Annotated in this window: 15 protein-coding genes, 5 pseudogenes and 1 riboswitch; of the genes and pseudogenes, 10 read left to right on the top strand and 10 right to left on the bottom strand. The window is 68.5% G+C overall.

Annotated features, from left to right (window positions below):
• Positions 1-19: 19 nt before the first annotated feature.
• Positions 20-301, top strand: a complete 282-nt coding sequence (locus tag NRF20_RS05150; RefSeq protein ID WP_398634292.1) for a hypothetical protein — start codon at positions 20-22, stop codon at positions 299-301.
• A gap of 103 nt (positions 302-404) precedes the next feature.
• On the opposite strand, the gene trxA is transcribed toward NRF20_RS05150, so the two are convergent.
• Positions 405-776, bottom strand: coding sequence for a thioredoxin (gene trxA / locus NRF20_RS05145; protein WP_266355331.1), 372 nt, complete (start codon positions 774-776; stop codon positions 405-407).
• Positions 777-891: 115 nt separating this feature from the next.
• Between trxA and NRF20_RS05140 the strand changes: the two genes are divergently transcribed.
• A complete protein-coding gene (locus NRF20_RS05140) occupies positions 892-2334 on the top strand; it encodes a dihydrolipoyl dehydrogenase family protein (RefSeq protein ID WP_398634293.1) in 1443 nt (480 codons plus the stop codon).
• Here the strand turns inward: NRF20_RS05140 and NRF20_RS05135 are convergent.
• The 5 genes and pseudogenes from NRF20_RS05135 to NRF20_RS05115 form a co-directional block, all read right to left on the bottom strand.
• Complete coding sequence (locus NRF20_RS05135) at positions 2288-2641, bottom strand: hypothetical protein (RefSeq protein ID WP_398634304.1); 354 nt, start codon at positions 2639-2641, stop codon at positions 2288-2290. The two genes, NRF20_RS05140 and NRF20_RS05135, sit on opposite strands and share 47 nt — an antisense overlap.
• 68 nt (positions 2642-2709) lie before the next feature.
• Positions 2710-2757: pseudogene (locus tag NRF20_RS05130) on the bottom strand (hypothetical protein); the annotation flags it as partial.
• Positions 2754-2960: a hypothetical protein gene (locus tag NRF20_RS05125; RefSeq protein WP_413752093.1), complete on the bottom strand. Its 207-nt coding sequence runs from the start codon at positions 2958-2960 to the stop codon at positions 2754-2756. The pseudogene NRF20_RS05130 and the gene NRF20_RS05125, both read right to left, overlap by 4 nt.
• A gap of 110 nt (positions 2961-3070) precedes the next feature.
• Positions 3071-3931 (bottom strand): annotated as a pseudogene (locus NRF20_RS05120) (family 16 glycosylhydrolase); the annotation flags it as partial.
• 232 nt (positions 3932-4163) lie between these two features.
• Complete coding sequence (locus tag NRF20_RS05115) at positions 4164-4757, bottom strand: histidine phosphatase family protein (protein ID WP_413752092.1); 594 nt, start codon at positions 4755-4757, stop codon at positions 4164-4166.
• A gap of 122 nt (positions 4758-4879) precedes the next feature.
• Positions 4880-4972: riboswitch (adenosylcobalamin (AdoCbl) riboswitch) on the top strand.
• Between the two features lie 45 nt (positions 4973-5017).
• On the opposite strand from NRF20_RS05115, the gene NRF20_RS05110 reads away from it, so the two are divergent.
• Positions 5018-5233 (top strand): CbtB domain-containing protein, encoded by a 216-nt coding sequence (locus NRF20_RS05110; protein ID WP_124720415.1) that lies wholly within the window; start codon positions 5018-5020, stop codon positions 5231-5233.
• Positions 5234-5261: 28 nt separating this feature from the next.
• Entirely contained in the window at positions 5262-6035 is a 774-nt protein-coding gene (locus NRF20_RS05105; RefSeq protein ID WP_413752091.1) for a CbtA family protein, read from the top strand.
• A 128-nt stretch (positions 6036-6163) separates the two neighbouring features.
• Here NRF20_RS05105 and NRF20_RS05100 read toward each other — a convergent pair whose 3' ends face one another.
• Positions 6164-6670 (bottom strand): GNAT family N-acetyltransferase, encoded by a 507-nt coding sequence (locus NRF20_RS05100; protein ID WP_413752090.1) that lies wholly within the window; start codon positions 6668-6670, stop codon positions 6164-6166.
• A 182-nt stretch (positions 6671-6852) separates the two neighbouring features.
• Here NRF20_RS05100 and NRF20_RS05095 point away from each other — a divergent pair, with 182 nt between their 5' ends.
• A complete protein-coding gene (locus NRF20_RS05095; protein ID WP_413752089.1) occupies positions 6853-7137 on the top strand; it encodes a hypothetical protein in 285 nt (94 codons plus the stop codon).
• Here the strand turns inward: NRF20_RS05095 and NRF20_RS05090 are convergent.
• Positions 7134-7493, bottom strand: a complete 360-nt coding sequence (locus NRF20_RS05090; RefSeq protein WP_398634298.1) for a tetratricopeptide repeat protein — start codon at positions 7491-7493, stop codon at positions 7134-7136. The genes NRF20_RS05095 and NRF20_RS05090 overlap by 4 nt on opposite strands.
• Before the next feature lie 178 nt (positions 7494-7671).
• Between NRF20_RS05090 and NRF20_RS05085 the strand changes: the two genes are divergently transcribed.
• Complete coding sequence (locus tag NRF20_RS05085; protein WP_398634299.1) at positions 7672-8637, top strand: pirin family protein; 966 nt, start codon at positions 7672-7674, stop codon at positions 8635-8637.
• 1166 nt (positions 8638-9803) lie between these two features.
• On the opposite strand, the gene NRF20_RS05080 is transcribed toward NRF20_RS05085, so the two are convergent.
• Positions 9804-10331 carry a MarR family winged helix-turn-helix transcriptional regulator gene (locus tag NRF20_RS05080; protein ID WP_413752088.1) on the bottom strand — a complete coding sequence of 176 codons (528 nt, stop codon included), beginning with the start codon at positions 10329-10331 and terminating at the stop codon, positions 9804-9806.
• A 112-nt stretch (positions 10332-10443) separates the two neighbouring features.
• On the opposite strand from NRF20_RS05080, the gene NRF20_RS05075 reads away from it, so the two are divergent.
• From NRF20_RS05075 to NRF20_RS05060, 4 genes and pseudogenes are all read left to right on the top strand, one after another.
• Positions 10444-11460, top strand: coding sequence for an alpha/beta hydrolase (locus NRF20_RS05075; protein WP_266355314.1), 1017 nt, complete (start codon positions 10444-10446; stop codon positions 11458-11460).
• A gap of 207 nt (positions 11461-11667) precedes the next feature.
• Positions 11668-11712, top strand: a pseudogene (locus NRF20_RS05070) (hypothetical protein); the annotation flags it as partial.
• Between the two features lie 137 nt (positions 11713-11849).
• Positions 11850-12215, top strand: coding sequence for a LysR substrate-binding domain-containing protein (locus tag NRF20_RS05065; protein ID WP_398634305.1), 366 nt, complete (start codon positions 11850-11852; stop codon positions 12213-12215).
• Positions 12184-12378: pseudogene (locus NRF20_RS05060) on the top strand (hypothetical protein); the annotation flags it as partial. The gene NRF20_RS05065 and the pseudogene NRF20_RS05060, both read left to right, overlap by 32 nt.
• A gap of 165 nt (positions 12379-12543) precedes the next feature.
• Here the strand turns inward: NRF20_RS05060 and NRF20_RS05055 are convergent.
• A pseudogene (locus tag NRF20_RS05055) lies at positions 12544-12687 on the bottom strand (beta-galactosidase); the annotation flags it as partial.
• Positions 12688-12722: the final 35 nt, after the last annotated feature.

Here is a 12722-nt window from a genome sequence, read left to right as displayed (position 1 = left end):
CTTGCTTAGCGTCATGACCATGAGTCATCCGCAGAGTTACGAGATCCTGCTGGTCCCCGGATTCGCCGAGGACACCACCGACGCCGCCCAGCCCGGCGGCGCCATCCGTTCGGCGGTCGTGGCGGCGACCGGCGAGACGGGGGCATCGGGCTACCCCCGGTATTCGGGCGAAGGCATCGTGGCGGACATCGACCCGGCGACGCGCACGGTAGAGGCCCTGCTGGTCGACGGCGCCGAGCTGGACTACGGCCTCTCGGTCCGGATCAAGGAGAAGAACGCCGAGGGCAAGGCCGACAGCTGAGGCCGGGCCGCCCGTTTCCGGCCACGGAAGGCCACCGAAGGCCACGGAAAGAGGCCCGACCGGTGTGGTCGGGCCCCTCACCCTGCTCATGCGCGCGCGGAGCCTACTTCTGTTCCTTCTGCGGGTCCTCGATGGACTTGCGGACCTCGTCCATGTCCAGCTTCCTGGCCTGCCCGATGATGTCCTCCAGCGTCGCCTCCGGCAGCGCGCCGGGCTGGGCGAACACCGCCACATTGTCCCGGACGATCATCAGTGTCGGGATGGAACGGATCTCGAAGGCCGCTGCCAGTTCCTGCTGCGCCTCCGTGTCGACCTTGGCGAAGACCAGGTCGCCGTGGCGCTCCGACGCCGCGTCGTAGACCGGCGCGAACTGCCGGCACGGGCCGCACCAGGAAGCCCAGAAGTCGATCAGGACGAAGTCGTTGTCACTGACGACCTGATCGAAGTTTTCCTTGGTGAGCTCAACGGTGCTCATGCTCTGTTACCTCTTCCTGTGCCCGTTCGGACCTGTCCGACACAACCGTGCCTGTACTTGCGCTATTCCGCCTGCCCCTGTGGCCGTCGCGCACACCCACGACCAGACTGTCCCCATGACAGATGCTTCCCTGAACACCGAGTACGACGTCGTGGTGATCGGAGCGGGTCCGGTGGGTGAGAACGTCGCCGACCGGGCCCGTGCAGCCGGGCTGAGCACGGCCGTCGTCGAGGCGGAACTCATCGGCGGCGAATGCTCGTACTGGGCCTGCATGCCCAGCAAGGCCCTGCTGCGCCCGGTCGTCGCCCGTGCCGATGCCCGCCGGGTCCCCGGCCTCAGCGACGCCGTGCAGGGACCGCTGGACACGGCAGCGGTCCTCGCCCACCGTGACGAATACGCCTCGCACTGGAAGGACGACGGACAGGCCGCCTGGCTGGAGGGCATCGGAGCGGACATCTACCGTGGCCAGGGTCGGCTCACCGGTAAGAAGACGGTCTCCGTCACCGCCCCCGACGGCACGGAACACCGGCTCACCGCCCGGCAGGCCGTCGCCGTCTGCACCGGCAGCCGCGCCGTCGTACCCGCCCTGCCCGGCATCGACGGCGCCCGCCCCTGGACCAGCCGGGAGGCGACGAGCGCCAAAAAGGTACCCGGCCGCCTCTTGATCGTCGGCGGAGGCGTGGTCGGGACGGAGATGGCCACCGTCTGGCAGGCCCTCGGCGCCCGGGTGACGATGCTGATCCGCGGCAAGGGACTCCTGCCGAAGATGGAACCCTTCGCGGGCGAGCTGGTCGCCCAGGCACTGACGGAGGCGGGCGCCGACATTCGTACCGGAGTCTCGGCGACCTCCGTACGGCGCGCGGTCCCGGACGGCCCGGTCACCGTGGAGCTGAACAACGGAGAACGCGTCGAGGCCGACGAGATCCTCTTCGCCACCGGCCGCGCCCCGCGCACCGACGACCTCGGCCTGGAAACGGTGGGCCTGAAGCCCGGCTCCTGGCTCGCCGTCGACGACAGCTGCCGCGTCGAAGGCACCACCTGGCTCTACGCGGTCGGCGACGTCAACCACCGGGCGCTCCTCACGCACCAGGGCAAGTACCAGGCACGCATCGCGGGCGCCGCGATCGCCGCCCGCGCCGCGCGTGTGCCGCTGCTGGAGAGCGACCGCTGGGGCGCCCACGCGGCCACCGCCGACCATGCGGCCGTCCCCCAGGTCGTCTTCACCGACCCCGAGGCCGCATCGGTCGGCCTCACCCTCGCCGAGGCCGAGGAGGCCGGCCACCGCGTACGCGCCGTCGACCACGACCTCGCCGCGGTGGCGGGCTCCGGCCTGTACGCGGACGGCTACCGAGGCCGCGCCCGCATGATTGTCGACCTCGACCGGGAGATCCTGCTCGGTGTCACGTTCGTCGGGCCGGGCATCGGCGAACTGCTGCACTCGGCGACGATCGCGGTCGCGGGCGAGGTCCCCATCGACCGGCTGTGGCACGCGGTCCCCGCGTATCCGACGATCAGCGAGGTCTGGCTGCGCCTGCTGGAGGCGTACCGGGACGCGTAGGTCCCGGCCCGCCCGTCTTCAGCAGCTCCCCGGGCGGGGCGGCATCCGTACCGACCGTGACGACGGCCGCGAGCAGCGACTTCGTGTACGGATGCCGCGGCGCGTCGAACACCTCCTCGGCCGTCCCCTCCTCCACCACCTGCGCGTCCTTCATCACCAGTACCCGGTCACTGATCCGCCGGACCACCGACAGATAGTCCGAAACGGACAACAGGGCTGTTCCCAGGCGCTGTTGGACGTCATCCAGCAGATCCAGGATCTGTGCCTGCGCCGATGCGTCGAGCGCCGAGACCGGCTCGTCGCACACCAGGATCCCGGGGGACGGGCGAGGGCGCGGGCGATGGCGACCCGCCGGCGCCGGCCGCCGGAGAGCTGGTCGGGGCGGCGGTGGAGGTGCTCGGGGCCGAGTCCGACCGGACTCAGGAGTTCCCGCGTGCGGGCGGCCTGGTCCTCGTGGCGCGCAATACCCTCGCCGAAGCCTCAAACAGGGCTCGGGTGTACGGGTGTTCAGGTGCCGTGAGCAGATCCGAGGTCGGTCCTGTCTCCACGACCGCACCGTTCCGCAGCGCCGCCGTAGGGTCCGCGATCCGCGCCACCTTTCCGCCACCTCCCGGGTCGGTCGCCATCCTCGGTGGATGCGGGCACCGCAGCCAGTAGTTGCGCATGCTGTGACCAGGAGTCACCGGCAGGGCCGACGACCCCGGAGCGGCGGGGGCGGTCAGGCCGGCGGCTGAAGATTGCTGGTGGCGACCCGCACGTGGTCGACGACGAGTTGCTGCGGGAAGGAGGTGCTGCCGTCCGGGTCGCCCGGCCAGTAGCCGCCGACCGCGAGGTTGAGGATCAGGAAGAAGGGCTTGTTGAACACCCAGGTGCTGCCACCGAGATCGGCGGGCGTGCGGCGCTGGTAGACGTTGCCGTCCACCGACCAGGTCACCGAGTCGGGGGCCCAGTCGACGGCGAAGGTGTGGAAGTCGTCGGCGAACGCCTGCCCGCCAGGCAGGGTGTACGCGGCGCCGATCCCACCGGAGCCGGAGTAGCCTGGACCGTGCAAGGTGCCATGGATCGTGGACGGTTCGAAGCCGACGTTCTCCATGACGTCGATCTCGCCCGAATTGGGCCAGCCGACCTGGCCGATGTCGTCGCCCAGCAACCAGAAGGCGGGCCACATGCCCTGACCGCGCGGCACCTTCATCCGGGCCTCGACGTGTCCGTACGTCTGGGAGAACTTTCCGGAAGTGTTCAGCCGTGCCGAGGTGTACTCGCAACTTCCGTACCAACACTGGTAGTTGTTCGGATTTTCCCTGCGTGCGGTGATGACGAGGTGGCCCTGGCCGTCGAGTGCGGCGTTGCTGTTCCCGGCCGTGTAGTACTGCCGCTCATGGTTGTTGACGTTGTCGCCGGTCTCGATCTGCCACTTGCCGCCGTCGACGGCGGAGCCCGCGGGGCCGTCGAAATCGTCGGTGAATGACGCTGCCGCCGCGGTGGCCCGTGGTTCGGGCAGGGGCACCCCGGTCGCGAGACCGGAGGAGGCCGAGACGAGGGCGAGTGCGCAGAGAGCGGACACCAGGAGGCGTCGGGTGAGATGGGGGGAGGTCATGGGGGTCCTTCCCGTACAGAGAATTGAGGGACTGCCATGCATGGAAATGCCATGCATATGACAAGACCCTCACCGTGGGGGTGCGTGGGGAGAGGCCTTCGTTCTGTATGCGATTTAAGAAGTGAACCCAGACCGTGTCAAGGCTTTGGTACGGACCATACTTCTTGCAGTCATCCGTGGTTGGTGCGGCCCAGGACGGACGTGCGTCCCGTGTCGCGCTGCCGTCAGGGCGTCAGTCCCCCGGAGCGGGGGACAGTGGCTGCCCACAGCGCAGGTTCCACCGTCCGGACCAGCCGCTGAGCCCGGTCAGCGTCAGCGGGGCGACGTCCAGCCGCCAGAACGCCTCCGTCGGGAGAGCGAGCGCCCGCACGATCGCCGCCCGCACCACCGCAGGCTCGACGACCCCCAGCACACGGCCGTCCTCGTCGCCGTACAGGGGTTGCAGGGAATCCAGCCAGCGGCCGACCCTGGCGCAGAACTCCAACAACGGTTCGCCACCGTGCGGGGCCGCCGAAGGATCGGTCATCCAGGCCGACACCGCCTCCGGCTCGCTCCCGCTCACCTCCTCCAGCCGCTGCCCGTTCCACCGGCCCATGTCCCAGCCACGGAGCGCGAGTTCGTGCTCGGCGCGCAACCCCAGCGCGTCGGCGGTCCGGGCGCACCGTTCGGACGGCCCGCAGACGTACAGGTCGGCCGCAGGCACCGCTGCCGAAGCGGCCCTGGTCTGCCGGAGCCCGACCGTGTCGAGCGGCGCATCGCCGTCGAAGCGGGCCTCGCGCAGCGCGGCGTTGAGCGCCGGTGAGATCAACATCACCTTTACCGTCATGACCGGGTCAACTCCCTGAAGTCTGGCTCCTCAATTGCACCCACCATGGCATCCGGGCGTTCCGGCCCCGCCGACGGCACCATGGCCGCGCCTGCTCCCAAGCGGTATCGTCCGATGAGCATGACGAAGTGTGACGGAAGTCCGGTGAGAATCCGGCACGGTCGCGCCACTGTGTACCCGTACCCGTACGGGAAGTCAGACCCAGCACCTTCGTCTCAGGCACCACGAACGGGACGCGTGTTCCCTCAGGAGGTTCTGCCATGGCACAGACTGCTGCCCCCGCCACCGCCGTACCGGCGATCACCCCCATCTCCCTGAAGGCCATTGCCCCTTGGGCGGTCTTCTTCGGCATTCTCATGCTCGTACTGCTGTACTTCGTCGGCGCCGAGCAGGGCGCCACCGCGGTCATCTCCGGCGAAGGTGTCCACGAATGGGTCCACGACGGCCGCCACCTCCTCGGTTTCCCCTGCCACTGACGTACCGTCCGATCCAGGGGAAATCCTCATGAACTCCATATCTGTCAGAGCCCTGCTCGTCCGCGGCATGCTGGCCGGCCTCGCCGCGGGCGCGCTCGCTCTGGTCGTCGCCTACTTCCTCGGCGAGTCCCGGGTGGACGCGGCCATCGCTCTCGAAGAGGCGCACAGCCATGACCACGGCGGCGGCGAGGAACTCGTCAGCCGCACCATGCAGTCCACCGCCGGCCTTGCCACCGGTGTGCTCGTCTTCGGTGTGGCGATCGGCGGCATCGCCGCCCTCGTCTTCTGTTACGCCCTCGGACGGATCGGCAGATTCGGCCCGCGGGCCACGGCCGCCCTGATCGCGGGTGCGGCCCTGCTGACGGTGTACATCGTGCCGTTCCTGAAGTACCCGGCCAACCCGCCGGCCGTCGGCAACCCCGACACGATCGGCCGACGCACCGCCCTGTTCTTCCTGATGGCCGCCCTCGGCGTGCTGCTGGCCGTCGCTGCCGTCATCTTCGGCAAGCGGCTGGCTCCACGCCTGGGCAACTGGAACGCGACGATCACCGCATCCGCCGCCTACGTCGTCGTGATCGGGGTCGCCTACGCGTTCCTGCCCTCGTTCAACGAGGTCGGAAAGGACTTCCCGGCCGGCCTGCTGTGGGAGTTCCGCCTGGCCACGCTCGCCGTGCAGGCCACTGCCTGGATCACCTTCGGCCTCGTCTTCGGCTGGCTGACGGAACGGCTTCTCGTGCCGAGGGCCGACTCCGTCAGGACCGGAAACGGTGCGGCGAACCGGGCTGCCACCGCGGCCGGCTGACCGACGCGCCACTGGCCACCGGAAGGCATCGGAACCCGCCGGGAGCTTCCCGGCGGGTTCCGTCGTCCCGTCCTGTGCAGACGGGCCGGCGGCTGTGCATACCGGCAAGGGGCCGGTCGAGCGGGGACTCACTCCTCGGCCTGCTGTTCCCAGTCGATCCGGTAGTACTTCAGCAGCGCGTCCTCCTTCACGAGGTGCATACCGACGGCTGTCATGACGTGCTGCGACGCGAGGTTGTCCAGATCGGTGTCGCCGTGCACGCTGCTCACACCCTGGTCGCGGGCGAACAGGAGCAGTGCGCGCAGCGCCTCGGAGGCGTAACCCATGCCCTGAGCCGAGGGGACGAGGCCGTAGCCGATCGTGACGTGCCTGTTCTCGTCCGGAGCGCCATGGAATCCCAGCCCGCCGATCACCTCTCCGTTGTCGCGGCGACGTATCTCGTACGAACCGAAGGGGCTGGGATCACCCGTCGTCGCGCAGGTGTCGAGGAAGCGCTCGGCCGCGGCCATCTCGCCGGGGGACGGGTATCCGAGTGCCCAGCGGGCGCCGTTTCCCGGCTTGCCCGCCATCACCTGCAAGGCATCGGAGGCGCTCATCAGGCGGAGGAAGAGGCGGGGAGTCTCAAGGTCGGTCATGACCGAGTGAAGTATCACGCCGGACGGGCGGAAGGCATCCGGATTGTCCGGCGGGAGCGTCCGAAGCGGGGCGGGACTCCGGTGGGTCCTGTTGAGGCCTTGCAGGGCCCGCGGTGGCGCTGGACGTAGCGTTGTTACGCGAAAGAGTATCGCCGCACCTGTGATGTCGGGCCAATGCGGGCGTGGCGCTGATGCTCGTCGCCCGCCCCGCGACCTGCGGCGACGCGAGCGTGTCACGGCGGGTACGCGACGCCGTGCATGCCGCGGTCTTCACCCCGGATGTGTCCGGCGCTTCCGACGACGCGGACGACACGGGGGCCGCCGCATCCGAGGCCCGCGTGCCGCCCACCGCGGCCCGGCTGAGCGCACTGCTGAGGCGGTCGCCGGATCCGGCACTCAGTGCGGCCGAGGGCGCCCTCCTGACGGAATGGCTGAACCGCCTGTCGAGCGCCCCACGCGACCGCTAGAGCCTTGTCCGGTCCGCGTCGAAGTCCCCGGAGAACGCCGCCGCCATCCGCAGATGACCGGCCGCCTCCGCGCTACGCCCCTGGCGCTCGAGCGTGCGGCCGAGCATCAGCCGCGCGTAGTGCTCCACCGGGTCGCGCTCCAGAACCGCCCGCAGCTCCGTCTCGGCCCTGCCGAGCCGAGCCGAGTGGTAGTAGGCCCGGGCCAGCAGCAGACGCGGGGAGACCTGCTCCGGCGCCTCCTCGACCAGGCCCTCCAGAATCCGGGCCGCAGTCATGTACTCCTTCGCTTCGAAGAACATCTGCGCACGGTCCCAGCGGTCGGCGGACGTACCGAACTCGAAATAGGTGTCGCTCACTTGACCTCCTCGTTCACGGACCGTCCCGGGATCGCTCCCGGCCCTGTCCAGCCACTGACCCGGCCATACGCTCAGCCGTGCCCCAGTCACCCGAACATGGCGCACTGGTTGAATATTCCACTAAATCATCGGCGTGGGTACCGGCACCCCGGGCCCGCACGGGAATAGGTTGAGCGCCATGAGCAATCTCGATCGCCAGGCCACACTCTCCGTCTGTGGAGGACGGGGCTTCGTCGTCGCCGAGCCTGTACGTGAACTCCTCACCCCGCGCCATGTCCGGCTGGGTGAGTCCACCGAGGTCCGCAGACTGCTGCCCAATCTGGGGCGCCGGATGGTCGGCGCATGGGCCTTTGTCGATCATTACGGCCCCGACGACATCGCCGGCGAATCAGGGATGCAAGTACCGCCCCACCCTCACATGGGCCTGCAGACGGTCAGCTGGCTGCACGAGGGCGAGGTCCTGCACCGGGACAGCCTCGGCAGTCTCCGCACGATCCGCCCGCGCGAGCTGGGACTGATGACCTCCGGTCGGGCCATCAGTCACTCCGAGGAGAGCCCGAAGTCGCATGCGAGGTTTCTGCACGGCGCCCAGCTCTGGGTCGCTTTGCCGGACGCCCACCGCCATGTCGAGCCGCACTTCCGGCATCACACCGAACTGCCGACCGTCACCGCCCCCGGTCTCACCGCCACCCTGATCCTGGGCGAACTCGACGGCGCCACTTCGCCCGGCACCACGTACACCCCGATCGTCGGCGCCGACCTGGCCCTGTCCGCCGGCGCCGAGGCCCGGCTGCCGCTCGACCCGGACTTCGAGTACGCGGTGCTCTCGATGTCCGGCCAGGCCGAGGTCGACGGTGTACCCGTGCTGCCCGGTTCCATGCTCTACCTCGGCTGCGGCCGCACCGAACTCCCCTTGCGTGCGGACACCGACGCGGGCCTCATGCTCCTCGGCGGCGAACCCTTCGAGGAGGAGATCGTCATGTGGTGGAACTTCGTCGGGCGTTCCCATGAGGAGATCGAGGCGGCCCGCCTGGACTGGATGGAGGGCTCCCGCTTCGGCGAGGTGAAGGGCTACGACGGGTCCAGGCTGCCTGCTCCGGCCTTGCCGCCGGTGGCCCTGAAACCACGGGGTCGGGTGCGCTGACCTGGGGTGATGGGCCCGCCGGTGATTCCCGTCGTGTGCTCTCGCTGCGTCCCCTCGCCGGTGCGGCGGGGGGACGCAGCTGTGCCTGCCGCGGGTTGGCTCCTCGGGCGGTTGGCAGTTGCATGTGTTGGCACCTGCGACCAGGTCTGATCGAACACTTGCTGACCCTTTGCTGACGATACTGATGCGTAATCAGATTGGTGGGGTCACCGAACCGTCGACGCCGACTCCGCTTGGTCAGTCCTCACCACGAGTCGCTCGAGCTGTGCGAATCCGGGTAGTGAGCGAAATGGCTGCATTGCTACATTCGTTTTGCCTTTGATGGCCCTGCTGCGGTGTGACGCACCCTGTGCATTCCGGATTGCTCGCAGAAATCACGGCGTCCGTAACGTCACGTCCCTGCATGAGGGCGGCTCGCTCCCCGGTGCGATCCAGGCCGACGATCTCGGTACGTACGTCATGAAGTCCTCTACCTGATCCTGCTGACCAGGGAGTTTGTACCCTGAAGGCGTCCTGACCTGGGCGTACGCAACTTTCTCGATCTTTCGTGTTCGTGCGGTCTTGTGTAGCCGATTCCCCCCCAGGCGCTCCCCAGGGGGCTAAATTCTCCCCAGATTCTCCCCAGCGGGCTCGCCCTGTAGAGGCTTCCCGGCGCGGTCAAAGTGGTGGCTCGCTTGGTTGCCTTACGTGCCGGGTGGGGCCCGCCGTCTGCGGTGCTCGTTCATTCCCGCACTGACGGCGGGAGCCGCCGGTGTCGTCTCGACGCGTTCTCGATGACGCATCATGTTGAGTGCATCGCGATCCTTGAGCCTGCTGACAAGGATCGCTGACCTGCGGGTTCTTTGAGTGTGCGTTATGTGTGCTGTGGGCGTTACGGGCGATATCTTGACGCACGAGCGACGCACGTGACGCAGGTTTGACGCACATTCTGATGGGGCATCAGGTGGCCGTTCGTGCAGGTGGCATTGGGTCGCATTCCGCACGCAGGGGGTCTGGCTTTGCCTGAACCTGGCTGCATGGGTCCCAGGTGTCCATGTAGCGGTCACTTAGCGGGACGCCATCGCGGGCAGTCCGCGAATCCGCCGGGACGCGGTAACTGCCGATACGCCGCCCTCCTCGCGGACGAACCGCGCCTGCCTGCGCAGAGGTCGGAATCAAGGTGGTGATCAGTCCTCCGGATCCGGCATCAGGGGGGCGCCACCCGCTTCGGCGCCCAGTGTGATCTTCCGTAGCAGTGCGGCCAGTTGGTCGCACTCTATGTCGGACAGTGGAGCGAGCAGCGCGTGCTCGGCCGCCGCCTGGTCGCCGATCGTCGTCGACCAGGCGGCTCTGCCCTTGTCGGTCAGCGTCACCAGCAGGCTGCGGCGGTCGCCGGAGGCGTGTTCGCGAGTGATGTGACCTGCCTCTGCCAGCCGGTCGAGGCGGTTCGTCAGCGTCGCGGGGTGGACGTGCAGGGCGGCTGCAAGGCGCGTCGGTGTCATCCGGTAGGGGGTGCCGGCCGCGCGCAGCTGCCAGAGGATCTCGTACTCCCAGCCCTTCAGCCCGCGCTGGGCCAGGCTCTTTTCCTTGCGCCCTTGTAGATGCCGTACCAGCATCTGCATCCGCGTGGCGACCCCTTCGACCGCCGGGTCGAGCTGCGGAACCTCGGCCCGCCATCGTGTGATGTGCCGGTCGATGGAGTCACTGTCAGCCATGCCGCCAGCCTACGGCATTTCTTTGATGTCAGATATTTTGAAATCGTAGTAACTGGCGTACGGTCGGAACACCGGGGCCGCGTCAGGCCCTCGACCAAGGAGGCCCCGATCCATGCCACTTGAACTCGTCGGACGCATCGACGAGCGCGTCGTCGACAGCGAACTACTTCGCGACAATCCGCTGGGTGACCCCGCTCGCCGTCCACTGTGGGTCTACACGCCGCCCGGCTACGAAGCCGATCCCGGCCGCCGTTACCCGGTCACCTACCTGCTGCTCGGTTACGCCGGCACGCTGCCGGTCTGGCGCAACCGGGCGCCCTACCGGCAGCCCGTGCCCGAGGCCGTCGACGGGATCTTCGCCCGTGGTGAGGCGCCGCCGATGATCCTGGTCTTCGTCGACGCCTGGACGACGTACGGCGGCAGCCAGTACGTGGACTCACCCGGCACCGGCCGTTACCACTCGTACCTCTGTGAGGAGATCGTGCCGTGGGTGGACGACCACTACCGCACACTGGCCGACCGTGATCACCGGGCGCTGGCCGGGAAGTCCAGCGGCGGACTGGGCGCGGCCATCACGGCGATGCAACGGCCCGACCTGTTCGGCGCCTTCGCCACCCACTCCGGAGACTCGCTCTCCGAGGCCCAGTACATCCCCCACTTCCTCATGGCCGCACGCCAGTTGAGGCCCTACGGTGGCGACATCATGCGCTGGTGGGGCGATTTCCGCTCGCGGGTGGCGTTCACCAAGGACGAGGATCTGCGGCTACTGGAACTGCTCGGTGTCTCCGCGTGCTTCTCACCCGGGCCCGACGGCGCTCCGCACCTGCCCTTCGACCCGCGCACCGGAGCCCTGCGCCCCGAGGTCTGGGACCGCTGGCTTCGCTGGGACCCGGTGCGCATGGCCCCGCGGTACGCCGAGGCGCTGCGCTCCCAGCGGGCCGTCTGGATCGATGCGGGTACCCGCGACGAGTGGTACCTGGACCTGGGCGCTCTGGCGTTCCGTGACGCGCTGAGGGAGGCCGGAGTCACGGACGACACGGTGCACTTCGAGCTGTTCGACGGTGGCCATCACGCGGTGGAGTACCGGATGCCGCCGGCCTTGGCGTGGTTGGCGGAGCGTATCGGCTGACCTGCGGTACCAGGTATTCACCAGTCAGGCACGGCCGGGATCTGGTGAAGCCACATATCGTCGGCCGGGTCCATGCCCTGGAATGACGGTGGCATGGCTACGGACATGAACCGCGGACAAGGTGTGGTGGGATCTGAGTGGAGCGGTACGAAATCGAGACGTTCTTGACCTTGGCGAAAGAGTTCCACTTCGCGCACTGCCGATCGGTTGCAGGTCTCTCCCGGCCGGGTCAGCCAGACGATCACAGCACTGGAGCGACGCAATGGCGGCGCTTTGATCGAACGCAGTGGCCGGAGCGTGGCCCTCACCTCGGTCGACCGGGAGTTCTACGACGAGTTGCTCCCCGCGTACCGGCAGATTCAACGAGCCGTCGGCAACGCGTCGGCGGCCTGTGCGGGCCTCAGCGGCGTGCTGCGCGTGGGGTTCGCGCCCCATGGTCCGGTGACCTCGTCGCGCGGGCAGCGGAGGCGTTCCACTTCCGTCATCCGCGCTGCGCCGTCGAGCTCCAGGAAGTGACGTACAAGGCCGCCGTCGCGGCGCTGCGGGACGAGGATGTCGACGTGCTGCTGGCCGAGACTCTGGTGGCGGAGCCCGGCGTCGTCGTGGGCCCCGTCGTGTTCTCCGAGCGCCGTGCCCTCGTGGTGCCCGCCGACCATCACCTGGCCGCGCGGGAAACGGTGTCGCGGGAAGACCTCGCGCTGCTGCCGCTGATCACGGCTGTCGATGTGTCTCCGGTCTGGCACGAGGCCCACTGAGGTGACCCCTGTGGTGTGGACACACCTGACAATGGATCTTGTTGATCCTGGAAGGTGTAGATGTACGTGGCAAAGGCCCTCGAAGTACAGTGCGGAGTTCCGGTCCGACGCGATCGCGTTGTGGCGGGCTTCGGCCGGCAGGCGGACGTTCAAGGACGTCGCGGCTGATCTGAACGTCAACCCCGAGACGCTGCGGACCTGGGTGCGTGATGCCGACGGTCGTCCAGTCGCCGGCGGCGCGTCGCGGACACCGAGGTCGATGACGAGAGATCGTCACGTACGGATCTGTGAGGGCCGAGGGATGAGGATCCCCTCGGCCACTCGGCAGGTTAAGTCCCATGAGTCGGGCCTTGCTCAGTCGGTCGGCCCACTGGTCGGGGTGGATGCGGAAGTAGTGCATCGCGCCGGAGATGCTCCTGAACGGCTCGCCGTTCAGGAGGAAACCGTCGGATGACGTGGTCAGAATGGGCACGTAGAGCTTCCCTTCGGCCGTGGCGGGGTGAGCGG

It is taken from the genome of Streptomyces sp. R-74717, from assembly GCF_047305335.1.
GTDB classification, from domain to species: Bacteria; Actinomycetota; Actinomycetes; order Streptomycetales; family Streptomycetaceae; genus Streptomyces; species Streptomyces atratus.
The sequence above is the reverse complement of the archived record's forward strand: the minus strand, read 5'-3'. Positions and strand labels throughout refer to the sequence as shown.